The sequence below is a fragment of the Nonomuraea sp. NPDC049625 genome (genome assembly GCF_040675285.1).
Taxonomy (GTDB): domain Bacteria; phylum Actinomycetota; class Actinomycetes; order Streptosporangiales; family Streptosporangiaceae; genus Nonomuraea; species Nonomuraea angiospora_A.
The window spans coordinates 71,834-86,249 of sequence record NZ_JBFAOQ010000009.1; the positions used below are offsets into that span (position 1 = coordinate 71,834).

Consider the following 14,416-nt stretch of genomic DNA (forward strand, 5'->3'; position numbering starts at 1 on the left):
GGTTTCCCGCCGCCTAGGGCACTCGCTGAGCCCTAGCCGAGGAGTAAAGGCATACCGCCGCGGCGGTGGCCAGGTTCAGGCTTTCCGCCTGTCCGTAGATGGGCACTCTGACCACATCGTCGGCCTCAGCCAGTACGTCCTCCGGCAGTCCCCAGGCTTCGTTGCCGAAGATCCACGCGGTGGGTCCGCTAAGATCAACATCGTCGAGCGTGTGCTTGCCCGTGCCGTCGGCCGCCAGCACGCGCAAACCCCGCTCCTTGAGTTGACGCACGGCGGCGCTCACCGGTGCACCGATGACGACGGGCAAGTGGAACAGGCTGCCGACGCTGGCGCGTACGCACTTGCCGTTGTACGGGTCGACGGAGGCGTCGGTGAAGATCACCGCGTCGGCGCCGGCGGCGTCGGCCGCCCGCATGACGGTGCCGGCGTTGCCCGGGTCGCGCACGTGGGCGAGCACGGCGACCAGGCGCGGCTGCTCCGCCAGCGCCTTGTCCAGGGGCACGTGTACGAGCGTGCAGACGGCCACCAGCCCCTGCGGGGTCACGGTCTGTGACAGCTCCGACATGACCTCGCCGCTGGCCCGGTGCACGGGCACGCCCTTCAGGCGGGCCTCGGTGATCAGCTCGGGGTGGCGCAGCTCGGCCTCGGCGGTGCTGAACAGCTCCAGCGTCACGCCGTCGAGCTTGAGCGCCTCGCGCACCGCCTGCGGCCCCTCGGCCAGGAACCTGCGGTCCTGCTCCCTGAAGGCCCGCTTGGTGAGCCGCCTGGCCGCCTTCACCCGCGGCGACTTCACGTTGGTCAGCTCGGACCCGGCCATGCTCTCTCCCTGTCCCACACAGCTACGTCGCTCACGGCGACGTCCCACACAGCAGCGTCCCTCACGGAACGTCCCACACCGCGACGCCCCTCGTGCCAGCGCCCCACACCTGGACGCCCCTCGTGGCAGCGCCCCACACAGCAACAAAGGGCCCACCGTCATCGGTGGGCCCCTCGATTAAGACGAGCGCCTCAGCTCGCGGCTTTCAGCTCGCGGCCGGAGCGTTCACGTTCGCCGGAAGCGCCTTCTTGGCGGCCTCGACGAGCGTGGCGAAGGTCTGGCTGTCGTTGACCGCGAGGTCGGCCAGGATCTTGCGGTCGACCTCGACGCCGGCCAGGCGCAGACCCTGGATCAGGCGGTTGTAGGTCATGCCGTTCTGGCGGGCGGCGGCGTTGATCCGCTGGATCCACAGACGGCGGAAGGTGCCCTTGCGGTCCTTGCGGTCCCGGTAGGCGTACGTCATCGAGTGGAGCATCTGCTCCTTGGCCTTGCGGTACAGACGCGACCGCTGGCCACGGTAACCGCTCGCCCTCTCGAGGACGACCCTGCGCTTCTTCTTGGCGTTGAGCGCCCGCTTCACGCGTGCCATGTTTCTTCTCCCCGGGGAATCGCGCTACTTAGCGAGCAGCTTCTTGATCTTCTTGGAATCGGCGTCGGAAAGGACGACCTCGTTCTTGAGACGGCGCGTCAGCGTGGACGACTTCCACTCGTTGTAGTGCGCGCGGTTGGCACGGCGACGCTTGATCTTGCCGGTGCCGGTAAGCCGGAACCGCTTCTTCGCACCGCTGTGCGTCTTCATCTTCGGCATGTCGCCGTCTCTCCTCGTTTCGGTCGTGCCACGGGCCGGGCCGGTGCTGGGCCGACCCGGTCGCGGCGTCTTCGTCTGCTGGTGGCTTAATCGGGGCGCTCTGTAAGGCTAACCCCAACCGCGGGTCATCCTTCCTGTGGGGAAGTGTCCTCGCCGCCACGCTGTGCCTTGGCTGCGGCCTTTTCGGCCTTGGCCTCAGCCTTCTTCTTATGCGGACCGATCACCATGATCATGTTACGGCCGTCCTGCTTGGCGTGGGACTCCACGAAACCGAGCTCCTGGACGTCGTCCGCGAGCCGCTGCAGAAGCCGGAAACCCAACTCCGGCCGGGACTGCTCGCGACCACGGAACATGATCGTGACTTTGACCTTGTCTCCTGCCTTGAGGAACCGCACCACGTGACCCTTCTTGGTCTCGTAGTCGTGCGGGTCGATCTTCGGCCGGAGCTTGATCTCCTTGATGATCGTGTGCGCCTGATTCTTGCGCGCCTCGCGCGCCTTCATCGCGGACTCGTACTTGAACTTGCCGTAGTCCATGAGCTTGCACACGGGCGGTCGAGCCGTGGCCGCGACCTCGACGAGGTCGAGGTCGGCCTCCTGGGCGAGTTTCAGGGCGTCGTGAATCGAGACGATGCCTACCTGCTCGCCGTTCGGGCCCACGAGGCGAACCTCGGGAACTCGGATACGCTCGTTGATGCGGGGCTCAGTGCTGATGGGGCCTCCTAGGTTTGCGATCCCTACGTGCTCGTCGTGCCGGGAGCTCCTCGCCAACGCGAAAAGCCCCGCACGTCGCGCATGCGGGGCCACTGAGCTCTTCGGCTTTCGTGGCCTTGAGCTCCCCGGAGTAGTCCGGCGTGATCCTGGACCCGGCCACCTTTCCGGTGACGCAGGTGGGAGGGAGACCTCCGCTTGCGCGTCCAGCAATGGCATGCCGGACCGATCAGAGAGCTACATTACCACAACGACCAGAGGCTCTCGAATCATCCCCGCTGGCCCGGCCCCTGCACCGATCCAGACGGAAGCGACCGGATGGCAGCTGCAAGAGGCCAAGCAGCACTTCAGTGAAGTCGTCGGGAAGGCTCACGACGAGGGGCCGCAGGTCGTCACGAAGCACGGCAAGGACGTGGTGGTGATCCTCGGCATGGAGGAGTACCGCCGGCTCAAGGGTAGGCAGCCGGACTTCAAGGAGTTCCTGCTCAGCGAGCCGGACTGGCCGGACGATCAGGAGTTCGCACGCGACAGGAGTCTTCCGCGAGAAGTGGGCCTCGACTGGTGAGCGCCGGCTACATCATCTCCGAGGTACGAAGCCACATGGCAACCCGGGGCCGACTCTCTACCTCGGCGTCCTGTCCATCGGCGAGATCCGCTGGGGGATCGAGCTGCGCCGGAAGAGCGCCCCCCAGCAGGCGTTGGTGCTGGAGAGGTGGCTCGCGGACACCGGCGTGACCGTGATCAACCCGTTCGAGATGACCGCCTGGCGAGCTCCGCCTCGCCGGCCGCGCGCATGGCCTCCACCGGCACATCCGTCCGGCCCGTCATCAGCTCCACCTGCCGCACCGCCTGGTGCAGCAGCATCGCGAACCCCCCGACCACGGTGCCGCCCGCGGCCCGGACGGCCGCCGCCGCGCCGGTCGGCCAGGGTGAGTAGACCACGTCGAAGAGCGCGGGCACCCGCGCCAGCCGGTCGGCGAACGCGTCCACCGCCCCGCCTGGCAGCGTCGAGACCACCAGATCCACCCGCGTGAAGGCGTCGAGCTTGTCGAACGTCTCCACCGCCAGCGCCACGCCCAGCCGCTCGGCCACCTCCACCGTCTCCCCCGCCCGCGCGGGGTCGCGCACCAGCAGCGTCGCCGAGAACAGCCCGAGGTTACGTAGCGCCGCGAGCGCCGAGGCCGCCGTAGCCCCTCCGCCGAGCACGGTCGCCGAGCCCGGCGCGGGCACGCCCGCCTCGGCCAGCGCCTGCTCGATGCCGTAGACGTCGGTGTTGTGGCCGTGCCGGCGCCCGTCGTGGAAGACCACGGTGTTGGCCCCGCCGACCTCGACGGCCAGGTCGGACACGGTGTCGAGCAGGGGCAGCACGGCCCGCTTGAGCGGCATGGTCAGCGACAGCCCCGCCCACGCGTCCTCACCGCCGGGGATCTGGCCGCGCACGGGCACCAGCTCGCCCAGCAGCGCGGGCAGCCGCGCCTCGTCGCACTCGAACGCCTCGTAGCTCCACCCGTCGAGCCCCATCGCCTGGTACGCGGCCCGGTGCAGGTAAGGCGAGAGCGAATGACCGATGGGCGACCCCATCACCGCAGCCCGCATCCACACTCCTTCCAACCATGCAAGACCCTATCGCCAACGCTCTGCCACCTGGACGGCCCACGGGGCGCGCGTCACGGCGGGTCGTCCCATCACCTGAGAAGCGTCCCTTGGACGGGGGGCGGCGCAGGTCGGCGGGAGGTGCCCACCGTGCGCAGCCGTAAAGGATGGGTGTCACCCGCGCAAACTGGCCACCCGCCCTACGGCGGCCCGCCAAGAACGGGTGTCCCCACGCAGACCCCACCACCCACCGCACAGCTGCCCGCCAAGAACGGGTGTCCCCACGTAGACCCGGCACCCGCCCTACGGCGGCCCGCCAAGAACGGGTGTCCCGATGCAGACCCCGCCACCCGCCGTGCGGCGCGTGCCCGGATCGGGCAGAACCGGCCTAAAGGACGCCCACCCACGACGGCGCGGTGGGCGGGCGTCGGAGGTCAGCCGCCGCAGCCACCGTTCCTGGCGCACTTGGCCAGCAGCGCCTGACGCTGGGCCTCGGTGGTGGCGAACTCGGTGATGCTGCTCTTGGGGTCAGTGGCCACGAAGTACAGCCAATCCCCCTTCGCCGGGGTCAGCGCGGCCTGGATGGCGTGGTCGCCGGGGTTGGCGATCGGGCCGGGCGGCAGCCCCTCGTACATGTAGGTGTTGTAAGGGGACTTGGTCTGCAGTTCGGCGTGGGTGGCATAGGTGCGGTACTTGTTCAGCGCGTACATGACCGTGCTGTCCATCGCCAGCTTCATCTGCGGCTTGCGCTCCAGCCGGTTGTAGATGACGCGGGCGATCTTCGGCATGTCCTCCTGGCGACCGGCCTCGGCCTGCACGATGCTGGCGATGACCATGATCTCGTGCGGCGTGTGGCCGAGTGCCTTGGCGCCGCCCTCGAGGTCCATCTGCTCAGCCGTCTGGTTGAACCGCTTGACCATCGCTCCCAGGATCTGCGACGCCGTGGTCTTGGGCTGGACCTCGTACGTGGCCGGGAAGGCGTATCCCTCGAGCTTGCCCTTGGCGTATTTCGGCAGGTCTAGCTGATCCACGTCCTTGGCCGCCGCGGCGAAGTCCTTGACGGGTTTGCCGGTCTCCTGCGCCAACGTCTTCAAGGTGTCGGACAGGCGCAGGCCCTCCTTGAGGGTCACCGTGGCGCGCATCCGGTTGTCCGGGATGAGCAGCGCCACCGCGCTCGCGGCCGACATGTTCTTGCGCAGCTTGTACGAGCCGGGCTGCAGCGAGCCGCTCCTGTTGGCGTTGGCGATCGCGTTGGTGAACGCCCTGGCGCTGGCCACGACCCCCTGCTTCTCCAGCTCCTGCGCCACGTCCGAGGCGCTCTGGCCGTCCTTGATCTCCACGACGACCTCACCGGTGCCCTGACCGGTGTAGTCGTCGGGCACGAGCGCGTCGTTGAGCCACATGTAGCCGTAGTAACCGCCGCCGCCGATGATGCCCGCCAGCACGACGAAGGCGAGCAGCGGCGCGATGAAGCCGCCACGGTTGCGGCGTCGGCGCCGTCGGCGGCCGCCACGGCCGCCGCGAGTGCGCCGGGTACGACCGCCGTCGTCCTCGGCGCCGAGGAGAGTGTTCAGATCGAGATCGTTCATAGGTGCGCTGGCCAATCTCCCGGTATGACCGGCCGGGCGTCAAGCGAAACCGCCAAACCGGCTTGGGTCACCGAGCGGAACTGGGGGGCCCGCCGGACATGCTCCCACGACCAGCGGAGATCACTCTGGGTAGCCATGCTAAGGGATGGAAAGAGGACGCATGACCCGTTTTGGGGCATTCGCGCCGGGACGGAGGGGGTCCCGCCGAACATCAACTCGTCCCGAGGTTCTTATTCAGCTCTTCCCGGTATCTCACGAACTCGCTCTCTTTGTCGGTGAATTTGGTGATTCTATGCGCCGGATCTGTCGTCACAAACCAGTGCCAATCACCTTGGGCTGGGTTCAGGGCCGCCATCAGCGCCTTCTCCCCGGGATTCGCGATGGGCCCGGGCGGCAGCCCTTTGTGCTGGTAGGTGTTGTAAGGAGAGTCGACCTTGGTGTCACGCTCCGTAATTTTCAGACTCCGCCGGTTCTGCGCGTACAGGACGGTGCTGTCGATCTCCAGCGGGGTGCCCTTCTGGAGGCGGTTGTAGATCACCCTGGAGATCTTCGGGTAATCCGCGTCGACCCCGCCCTCGGCCTGGATCATGCTGGCCACCGTGACGGCCTCCAGCGGCGTCACGTGCTTGCGGGCCGCCTCCTTCTCCAGGCCGATCTGGCGGGCCGCGAGCTGGAAGCGCTCGACCATCGCCGCGAGCACGTCCACGGCCGTGTCACCGGGCTCGATCTCGTACGTGGCGGGGAACAGGAACCCCTCGAGTCCCTCCGCGTACGATGGCAGGCCGACGAGAGCTTTGTCGACGCCCTGCAGCTCCTTGAGCGGCAGCCCGGCCAGTTTGGCCACGCGGGCCAGCACCTCGGACGTCCGCAGACCCTCGGGGACGGTGACGCGCCGCACGACCCTGGACGAGGGCGCGAGCAGCAGGTCGAGCGCCGCCTTGGCGGCCATGCCCTTGCGCATCCGGTAGTGCCCGGGCCGCAGCCGGTTGGTGACCGCGCGCTCCTCCGTCACCCGTACGAACGACTGCGCGCTCGCCACCACCCCGGCCTCGGCCAGCACGGAGCCGATGGCCTGCGCGCTCGAACCCGGCGCGATCCGCACCGTCACGGCGCCGCTGCCGGGCCCGTCGAAGTCTTCGGGGCTCAGGTACGGCTTGAGCACCGCGATCCCACCCGCCCCCAAGGCCACCAGGGACACGATCAGGCCCGCGGAGACCATCCCGGCCTTGCGCAAGGCCCGCTGGCGAGGCGCGGCCGGCACCCCGACCTCCGCCTCCCCCGCCGTCCCGGCCTCCACCGTCCCGGCTTCCGCAGCGCCGACTCCCGCCGTCCCCGCCTCCACCGCGCCGACCTCCGCCGTGCCTACTTCCGCCGTCCCGGCTTCCGCTGCGCCGACTCCCGCCGCCGCATCAGGCTCCGCCGCCGCATCAGGTCCGGCCGTCGCATCGGGCTCGGGCCGCTGTCGCTCCGGGTTCGGGTCGCGCTCCGCCGGGTCCTCCGGCCTGTCCTGCTCGGAGTCGCCGGAGGAGAACGGGATCATGTCGCCGAGGTCGTCCTCGCCATCGGGCCTGCCGTTCACGCGGCCACCCCACCGTCAGCGATGCGGACGGCCAGAACCCTCACAGCCGCCGAGCCGTCAGCCCTGCGATCGACCCGGCAGCGGACCTGCGGCCACGTCCTGGCCATGCGTCCTGCCGTGTACTCCGCCTGCGCGGGCGCGACCCCCGTATCGCGCGCGCTCATGAGGCAGGTCCGTCGGCCGCTGGGGGCGGTACGACGGGCCTGCCTGGGGGTCTATCGGTGGCGCGTTCGGAGTCGAGCGCGTCCTGCAGCAACACGACGGCCGCGGCCTGATCCACGACGCCGCGCTGCTTCTTGGCTTTCATGCCGCTGGCACGCAGCCCATGCGTGGCGGCGACCGTGGTCAGCCGCTCGTCGAACAGCCGCACGGGCGTCGGCGCGAGCCGGACCGCGAGATCGGCGGCGAACTGGCGGGCCAGCCCCGCCGCCTGCCCCTCGCGTCCGGACAGCGAGGTGGGCAGCCCCACGATCACCTCGATCGCCTCGTGCTCCGCGACGATCGCGGCGATGCGGTCGAGGTCGCCCTTGCCTCGCCTGACGGTCTCGACCGGCGTGGCCAGAAACCCGGAAGGGTCACTGCGGGCCACGCCGATACGTACGGATCCGACGTCCACGCCGATCCGCGTGCCGAACCTCATATCAGCCGAGCTGATCCGCGACAGCCTGCTCGACCTGCTGCAGCGCGTCGCCGATCGCGTCCGGCCGTGTGCCGCCGCCCTGCGCGACGTCGTCCTTGCCGCCACCGCCACCCCCAAGAGCCTTGGCGGCGACGCCGACCAGCTTCCCGGCCTTGAGCCCGCGCTCGCGCCCCGCCTCGTTGACCGCAGCAACCACCACAGGTCGGTCGGAGGGGACGCCGGCGATCACGATGACCGCCGGCCGGTCCGCCGGGAACCTGCCACGCACATCCAGCGCGAGCTTACGCAGATCATCCGCACCGGTGCCATCAGGCGCGCGGTGTGTCACAACGGAGACTCCACGCAGGTCGCCCGCCTTGGCGGCGAGATCACCGGCCACCTGGAGCACCTGGGCGGAGCGGATCTTCTCCAGCTCCTTCTCCGCCGTGCGCAGCCGGGTGACGATGCCGTCGATGCGCTCGGGCAGCTCCTCGCGGCGCGCCTTGAGCTGCTCGGTGAGCTGCGCGACCAGCACGCTCTCGCGGGCCAGGAAGCGGAAGGCGTCGATGCCGACAAGCGCCTCGACGCGGCGCACGCCCGCGCCGACCGACTGCTCGCCCAGCACCTTGACCAGGCCGAGCTGGCCTGAGCTGTGGACGTGGGTGCCACCGCACAGCTCGCGCGAGTAGTCGCCGATCTCGACGACGCGGACCTCGTCACCGTACTTCTCGCCGAACATCGCCAGCGCGCCCATCGCCCTGGCCTCCGCCTGCGAGGTGTAGAAGGCGTTGACCTTGAGGTCGTTGATGAGCACGGCGTTGACCTCGTCCTCGACGTCGCGCAGCACGCTGGCCGGCACCGCGCCCGCCGCCGTGAAGTCGAAGCGGAAGCGGCCGGGCGAGTTCTCCGAGCCGGCCTGGGCCGCCGTCTCGCCGAGCGCGTTCTTGAAGCCGCGGTGGACGAGGTGGGTGGCGCTGTGGCTGCGCGAGATCGCGCGGCGGCGCTCGAGGTCGATCTCCGCCTGCGCGTCGTCGCCGACCTTGAGCTCGCCACTGCGGATCTTGCCGCGGTGCACGACCAGGCCCGCGAGCGGCGTCTGCACGTCGACGATCTCGACCTCGGCGCCGCTGGTGCGGATCACGCCCTGGTCGGCGAGCTGGCCGCCGCCCTCGGCGTAGAACGGGGTGCGCCCGAGCACGACCTCCACGGTCGCGCCCGCACCGGCCGCCGGGACGGGCACGCCGTCGACCAGGATGCCGACCACGCTCGTGTCGGCCTCGGTCTGGTCGTAGCCGAGGAACTCGACCTTGCCCGCCTTCTCCAGCAGCTGCCCGAAGACGGAGATGTCGGCGTTGCCGGTCTTCTTCGCCGCGGCGTCGGCCTTGGCCCGCTCCCGCTGCTCCTTCATGAGCCGGCGGAAGCCCTCCTCGTCGACCTTGAGCCCGTGCTCGGACGCCATCTCCAGCGTCAGGTCGATCGGGAAGCCGTAGGTGTCGTGGAGCTGGAACGCCTGGTCGCCGGAGAGCGTGGTGCCGGACTTGCGCTTGGTCTCCTCGACGGCCACGTCGAAGATCGCGGTGCCGGTGCGCAGCGTGCCCAGGAACGACGCCTCCTCGGCGTCGATGACCGCGTGGATCTGCGGCGCGTCGACCTTGAGCTCGGCGTACTGCTCGCCCATGACGTTGATGGCGACGTCGGTCAGCTCGTGCATGTAGCGGTCGTCGCCGGAGCCGAGCAGGCGCAGGTTGCGCACGCTCCTGCGCAGGATGCGGCGCAGCACGTAGCCTCGGCCCTCGTTGCTGGGCAGCACGCCGTCGGCCACCAGCATGGTGCCGGTGCGGACGTGGTCGGCGATCACGCGCAGGCTCACGTCGGCCCGCGGGTCGCGCCCGTAGCGGGTCTTGGTGAGCTCGGCCGCCTTGTCGAGGATCTTGTACGTGGTGTCGATCTCGTAGATGTTGTCGACGCCCTGCAGGATCGCGGCCATGCGCTCGAGGCCCATGCCGGTGTCGATGTTCTTCGCCGGCAGCTCGCCCGCCACGTCGAAGTCGACCTTGGTGCGGACCTGGCTGAGCTGGTACTGCATGAAGACGAGGTTCCACACCTCGAGGTAGCGGTCCTCGTCGGCGACGGGGCCGCCCTCCTTGCCGTATTCGGCGCCGCGGTCGTAGTAGATCTCCGAGCAGGGGCCGCCGGGGCCGGGCACGCCCATGTGCCAGTAGTTGTCCTCCAGGCCACGCCGCTGGATGCGGTGCTCGGGCAGGCCGACGCGGTTGCGCCAGAGGTCGTAGGCCTCGTCGTCCTCGAGGTAGACCGTCGCCCACAGCTTGTCCTCGGGGAAGCCGAAGCCGCCGTCGGACTCGGAGCGGGTGAGCAGCTCCCACGCGAACGGGATCACTTCGGCCTTGAAGTAGTCACCGATGGAGAAGTTGCCCAGCATCTGGAAGAACGTGGCGTGCCGCGTGGTCTTGCCGACCTCGTCGATGTCGGGGGTGCGCACGCACTTCTGCGCGGTGGCCAGCCGGGACGCCGGAGGCTTGCGCTGCCCCAGGAAGTACGGCTTGAACGGCACCATACCGGCATTAACCAGGAGAAGCGTGGGGTCCTCAGCGATCAGGCTGGCCGAGGGCACTACCTTGTGCCCACGCTCCTCGAAGAAGCGCAGGAAGCGGCGGGCGATCTCTGCCGACTCCATGTTGGCCATCCTTTGCGTTAGTTGTTGTCTTCAGCGTTGCCGAGCCCGAAGCGGGCTCGCAACTCGGTTTCGCGCTCCGCGGCCTCGCCGAGCGCGTCGGAAGTAAAGTCTCTCACCTGCCGGAGCATCCCCGCGGCGCCGTTGGCAGTCCTGCGGGCGACGTGGTCGGGGTGGAGCGCCTGCAGCCTGCGCATCACCCAGAAGGTGAGGAACGCGCCCAGCGACAGGTAGAACAGCCGTCTGATCATCGCGCCTGCCCCTGACGCGTCCTCGGGACGGCCTTGCGGGGCCTGCGGGCCTCGATGGCTCGGCGGACGCCGTACGCGAGCGAGGACACTTTGATCAGCGGCCCGGTGAAGATGGTCTGCGTCACCGCGCTGAGCTTGGCCGCGTGACCGCTGACCTGCTTGACGTCCTTGGTGATGGCCTCGACGGCGATCAGCTGCCGGTTGGTCTCGTTGACCGTGACGCTCATGTCGTCGAGCAGCGGCGTCAGGCGGTCGTTCAGGTCGGAGACCGCCTTGGTGGTTTCGGTGAGCAGCCTGGCCAGCTTGATGAGCACCATGGCGAGCACGCAGACCAGGACTATCCAGCCGGTGGCCGCGATCAGGCCGGCGACCTCTCCAGCGGTAAGCATGCGCTCATCTCCCTCGTACGCTGGGCCGGAACGGCAAGACCTTATCGCGTTCGAGTGACAACCTTGGTGAGGACGCCGGCCTTGACCGTGCTGCCGCGTCGGCGTCCGGCGCTTCCACGACCGCCCGCGTGCCGCCCCGATCCCGTGCGCCACCAGCCGTCCCCGGCCCGGGCCGTGTCCCAACGCCCGCGCACCCCAAACCTACGCCATCCCCCACCCTGCCACACACGCCTCCCCCAATGGCCCCACACTCCCGGACGTCCGGAACACCCCGGCCACCGGCTCCGACCCACCCACCGCACGACCTTTCGCCGCCCGCCACCGCACCGCACACGTTGCGCCGAACGCCATCGCACCCCGACCCGCCGACCCGGCGCCGGAAAGTGAAAGCGCCGGCTTCAGCGGCCCTGACCCGCCACGCCGGCACCACCACCCCGCCGAGACGGGGGTCAGGAGCCGCGGAGGAAGTCGCGGATCTTGGCCCAGCGGTCCGCGACCGGGCCCTCGGCGCCGTGGCGGGTCGGCTCGTAGTAGCGGCGGTCCCGCACCTGCTCGGGCGCGTACTCCTGCCGCACCAGCCCATGGTCGAAGTCGTGCGGGTACTTGTAGCCGTCCCCGTGCCCCAGCTTGGCCGCCCCCGGGTAGTGGGCGTCGCGGAGGTGGCCGGGGACCTGGCCGATGAGGCCGCGGCGGACGTCGCCGATGGCCGCCCCGATGGCCTTGACCACGGCGTTGGACTTGGGGGCCATCGCGCAGTGGATGACCGCGTGCGCCAGGTTGATCTGCCCCTCCGGCAGCCCGATGAGCTGCACCGCCTGGGCCGCGGCCACCGCGGTCTGCAGGCAGGTGGGGTCGGCCATGCCGACGTCCTCGGAGGCGAAGATGACGATGCGGCGGGCGATGAAGCGGGGGTCCTCCCCGGCCTCGATCATGCGGGCCAGGTAGTGGAGGGCCGCGTCGGCGTCGGAGCCGCGCATCGACTTGATGAACGCGCTGATCACGTCGTAGTGCTGGTCGCCCTGCCGGTCATAGCGTACGGCCGCCTTGTCGACGGCCTTCTCCACCACCTCCACGGTGATGTCGTCGGCCAGCAGCGCGGCCGCCTCCAGGTACGTCAGCGACCTGCGCGCGTCGCCGCCCGCCAGGCGTACGAGATGCTCCAGGGCCTGGGGCGCGAGCGTGGCGCGCCCGCCGAGGCCGCGCGGGTCGGAGACGGCCCGCTCCAGCACGGCGCGGATGTCGTCCTCTGTCAGGGACTCCAGGGTGAGCAGCAGCGAGCGCGACAGCAGCGGTGAGATGACCGAGAAGAACGGGTTTTCGGTGGTCGCGCCGATGAAGGTGACCCAGCGGTTCTCGACGGCGGGCAGCAGCGCGTCCTGCTGGGCCTTGTTGAAGCGGTGCACCTCGTCCACGAACAGCACCGTCTGCCGTCCGCTCATGCCGAGCTCGCGCCGCGCGTTGTCGATGGCGGCGCGTACGTCCTTGACGCCCGCCGACACGGCGGAGACCTCGACGAAGCGGCGTTCGGTGACGTTGGAGACGACGTAGGCGAGCGTGGTCTTGCCGGTGCCGGGCGGCCCCCACAGGAACAGCGACATGGGAGCCTCGCTCTCGACCAGGCGCCGCAGCGGGGTGCCCGGGCCGAGCAGGTGCCGCTGACCGATCACCTCGTCGAGCGTGCGCGGTCGCATCCGCACCGCGAGGGGCTGCGGGGTGGCCTCTTCGGCCGCGGAATCGAACAGGCTATCCACATCATGAGATTACACGCGCGGACTACGCTCCCCAGACCGCTCGCGCGCCCGAGTCCCCTGCGCGGAAGACGTAGTAGCCCGCCACCGCGGCCAGCACCAGCGTCAGCGCCGACAGGGTCAGCGTCGTGGCCCGGCCGAACCGGTCACGGCCGACCGAGTCGCGGGCCGGGCTGGTGGCGTACACGAGCAGCAGCGCGGCCACGGCCAGCCCCAGCACCGACAGCAGCAGCGGGTTGGCGAAGCTCTGGTGCGTGGTGATGCGGGACCCCAGCGCGCCGTCCGCCGTGGCGAAGCGGGCCGCCTTGAGGCTCTCGCCGCTCTCCTTGGCCGCGAAGACCGCCACCGGGGAGGCCAGGGAGAGCAGCACCACCGCCCACGCCACGTACGTGCGCCAGCGCGGGACGATCGCGTAGACGGCCGCCGCGGCCACCAGCAGCGGGGTCAGCACGACGGCGAAGTGAATGATCAGTGGATGCGCCGGCAGGCCGAGGATCTGGTCGAACATGGGGTGCTCCTTAGTTCTCATTTCAACTACGAATCTCAGCACCATATGGTTCGCGACCTCACATGTCGTCCTCTGCCGCTTTCACCACTTACGTCCGGCACATATCGAAGGCCGGTAGCATGCGCGGAGTTGTTTGGTCATGCACGGGCAAATTGAGAGGACATAGCGGTGAGCGGCGACGACCGCCAGAACGAGGAAGACCGCCAGAGCGAGCTGGCGCGGGAGCACAAGGAACGGCAGGCGAAGCGCGCCGCCGCCCAGACCACCAAGTCACGGCGGAACACCTTCATCGGCGCGGGCGTGGCCGTCGTCGTTGTCGCGGGCGGCATCTTCGCCGCGACCACGCTGGTCAACAAGGAACCCGGCAAGGCCTCGGCGGAGAGCAGCCCTTCCGCCTCCGCCTCCGCCTCCGCTTCCGCCTCCACGGAGCCGTCGGCCACGCCGTCGGCCAAGACCGGCCCGGTCTCCTGCACCTACAAGCGGGAGACGGGGGTGCCGAACAAGTTCGTCGGCCTGCCGGGCAAGAAGCCCAACATGAAGCTGAAGAAGATGACGATCGTCACCAACCGCGGCACCGTCGTCATCGATCTCATGACCGACGCCGCGCCATGCTCGGTCAACTCGCTCAGCTTCCTGGCGAAGAAGAAGTTCTACGACAACATGAAGTGCCACCGCCTGGTCACGCCCGACGTGTCCGGCGTGCACCTGCTGCAGTGCGGCGACCCGCTGGCCAAGGCCGACGGCAAGAACCCGACCGACGGCCAGGGCACCGCGGGGTACGTCTACGGCGACGAGAACACCGACATCGCCCTGTCGAAGGGCGTGGTGTTCATGACCCAGGCGGGTGACGCGATGGGCCAGAACAACAGCCAGTTCGCCATCTCGCTGTCGGACGAGAACAGCCAGATCGGCTCGGGCTACAACGTGATCGGCGTGGTCAGCGAGGGCATGGACATGCTGCAGGGGCTGGCCACCAGCGGCAAGGACCTGCTCCTCAACGATGCCGACATCACCGGCGACGGCGGCACCACGGCGCCCAAGAACCCGGTGATCATCAAGAACATCACCTTCAAGTAGGGCGACAGCGAGAACGGCGGGCACCGGCTCCGGTGC

At 69.4% G+C, this 14,416-nt stretch carries 16 protein-coding genes; 2 read left to right on the forward strand and 14 right to left on the reverse strand.

Going from position 1 to position 14,416, the window contains the following annotated elements:
- Nucleotides 1–13: 13 nt before the first annotated feature.
- The 4 genes from AB0J87_RS34775 to infC form a co-directional block, all read right to left on the reverse strand.
- Nucleotides 14–817, reverse strand: coding sequence for an RNA methyltransferase (locus AB0J87_RS34775; RefSeq protein ID WP_355198475.1), 804 nt, complete (start codon nucleotides 815–817; stop codon nucleotides 14–16).
- 205 nt (nucleotides 818–1,022) lie between these two features.
- The gene (rplT, locus tag AB0J87_RS34780) at nucleotides 1,023–1,406 is read right to left on the reverse strand and encodes a 50S ribosomal protein L20 (protein WP_185077087.1); all 384 of its coding nucleotides are present in this window, start codon (nucleotides 1,404–1,406) and stop codon (nucleotides 1,023–1,025) included.
- 24 nt (nucleotides 1,407–1,430) lie between these two features.
- Nucleotides 1,431–1,625: a 50S ribosomal protein L35 gene (rpmI, locus tag AB0J87_RS34785; RefSeq protein WP_043622108.1), complete on the reverse strand. Its 195-nt coding sequence runs from the start codon at nucleotides 1,623–1,625 to the stop codon at nucleotides 1,431–1,433.
- Between the two features lie 125 nt (nucleotides 1,626–1,750).
- Nucleotides 1,751–2,338 carry a translation initiation factor IF-3 gene (infC, locus tag AB0J87_RS34790; RefSeq protein ID WP_363972916.1) on the reverse strand — a complete coding sequence of 196 codons (588 nt, stop codon included), beginning with the start codon at nucleotides 2,336–2,338 and terminating at the stop codon, nucleotides 1,751–1,753.
- Nucleotides 2,339–2,552: 214 nt separating this feature from the next.
- On the opposite strand from infC, the gene AB0J87_RS34795 reads away from it, so the two are divergent.
- Nucleotides 2,553–2,900 carry a type II toxin-antitoxin system Phd/YefM family antitoxin gene (locus AB0J87_RS34795; RefSeq protein ID WP_363972082.1) on the forward strand — a complete coding sequence of 116 codons (348 nt, stop codon included), beginning with the start codon at nucleotides 2,553–2,555 and terminating at the stop codon, nucleotides 2,898–2,900.
- 176 nt (nucleotides 2,901–3,076) lie between these two features.
- Here the strand turns inward: AB0J87_RS34795 and AB0J87_RS34800 are convergent, their stop codons facing one another.
- From AB0J87_RS34800 to AB0J87_RS34845, 10 genes are all read right to left on the reverse strand, one after another.
- A complete protein-coding gene (locus AB0J87_RS34800; protein ID WP_363972084.1) occupies nucleotides 3,077–3,931 on the reverse strand; it encodes a shikimate dehydrogenase in 855 nt (284 codons plus the stop codon).
- A 431-nt stretch (nucleotides 3,932–4,362) separates the two neighbouring features.
- Complete coding sequence (gene mltG, locus AB0J87_RS34805; protein ID WP_363972086.1) at nucleotides 4,363–5,517, reverse strand: endolytic transglycosylase MltG; 1,155 nt, start codon at nucleotides 5,515–5,517, stop codon at nucleotides 4,363–4,365.
- Nucleotides 5,518–5,728: 211 nt separating this feature from the next.
- Nucleotides 5,729–7,096, reverse strand: a complete 1,368-nt coding sequence (mltG, locus tag AB0J87_RS34810) for an endolytic transglycosylase MltG (RefSeq protein ID WP_363972088.1) — start codon at nucleotides 7,094–7,096, stop codon at nucleotides 5,729–5,731.
- On the reverse strand, nucleotides 7,093–7,260 hold the full coding sequence (locus AB0J87_RS34815) for a hypothetical protein (protein ID WP_363972090.1): 168 nt from the start codon (nucleotides 7,258–7,260) through the stop codon (nucleotides 7,093–7,095). The genes mltG (AB0J87_RS34810) and AB0J87_RS34815 overlap by 4 nt, the downstream gene beginning before the upstream one ends.
- Nucleotides 7,257–7,736 carry a Holliday junction resolvase RuvX gene (gene ruvX / locus AB0J87_RS34820; RefSeq protein ID WP_363972092.1) on the reverse strand — a complete coding sequence of 160 codons (480 nt, stop codon included), beginning with the start codon at nucleotides 7,734–7,736 and terminating at the stop codon, nucleotides 7,257–7,259. The genes AB0J87_RS34815 and ruvX overlap by 4 nt, the downstream gene beginning before the upstream one ends.
- Nucleotide 7,737: 1 nt before the next feature.
- The gene (gene alaS / locus AB0J87_RS34825; protein ID WP_363972094.1) at nucleotides 7,738–10,410 is read right to left on the reverse strand and encodes an alanine--tRNA ligase; all 2,673 of its coding nucleotides are present in this window, start codon (nucleotides 10,408–10,410) and stop codon (nucleotides 7,738–7,740) included.
- Nucleotides 10,411–10,427: 17 nt separating this feature from the next.
- The gene (locus AB0J87_RS34830) at nucleotides 10,428–10,658 is read right to left on the reverse strand and encodes a hypothetical protein (RefSeq protein ID WP_350727189.1); all 231 of its coding nucleotides are present in this window, start codon (nucleotides 10,656–10,658) and stop codon (nucleotides 10,428–10,430) included.
- Entirely contained in the window at nucleotides 10,655–11,047 is a 393-nt protein-coding gene (locus tag AB0J87_RS34835) for a DUF948 domain-containing protein (RefSeq protein ID WP_350727188.1), read from the reverse strand. The genes AB0J87_RS34830 and AB0J87_RS34835 overlap by 4 nt, the downstream gene beginning before the upstream one ends.
- 449 nt (nucleotides 11,048–11,496) lie before the next feature.
- A complete protein-coding gene (locus tag AB0J87_RS34840; protein WP_350727259.1) occupies nucleotides 11,497–12,738 on the reverse strand; it encodes a replication-associated recombination protein A in 1,242 nt (413 codons plus the stop codon).
- An 82-nt stretch (nucleotides 12,739–12,820) separates the two neighbouring features.
- A complete protein-coding gene (locus tag AB0J87_RS34845; RefSeq protein ID WP_350727187.1) occupies nucleotides 12,821–13,303 on the reverse strand; it encodes a DUF2231 domain-containing protein in 483 nt (160 codons plus the stop codon).
- Nucleotides 13,304–13,471: 168 nt separating this feature from the next.
- On the opposite strand from AB0J87_RS34845, the gene AB0J87_RS34850 reads away from it, so the two are divergent.
- A complete protein-coding gene (locus AB0J87_RS34850; RefSeq protein ID WP_363972097.1) occupies nucleotides 13,472–14,380 on the forward strand; it encodes a peptidylprolyl isomerase in 909 nt (302 codons plus the stop codon).
- Nucleotides 14,381–14,416 lie beyond the last annotated feature (36 nt).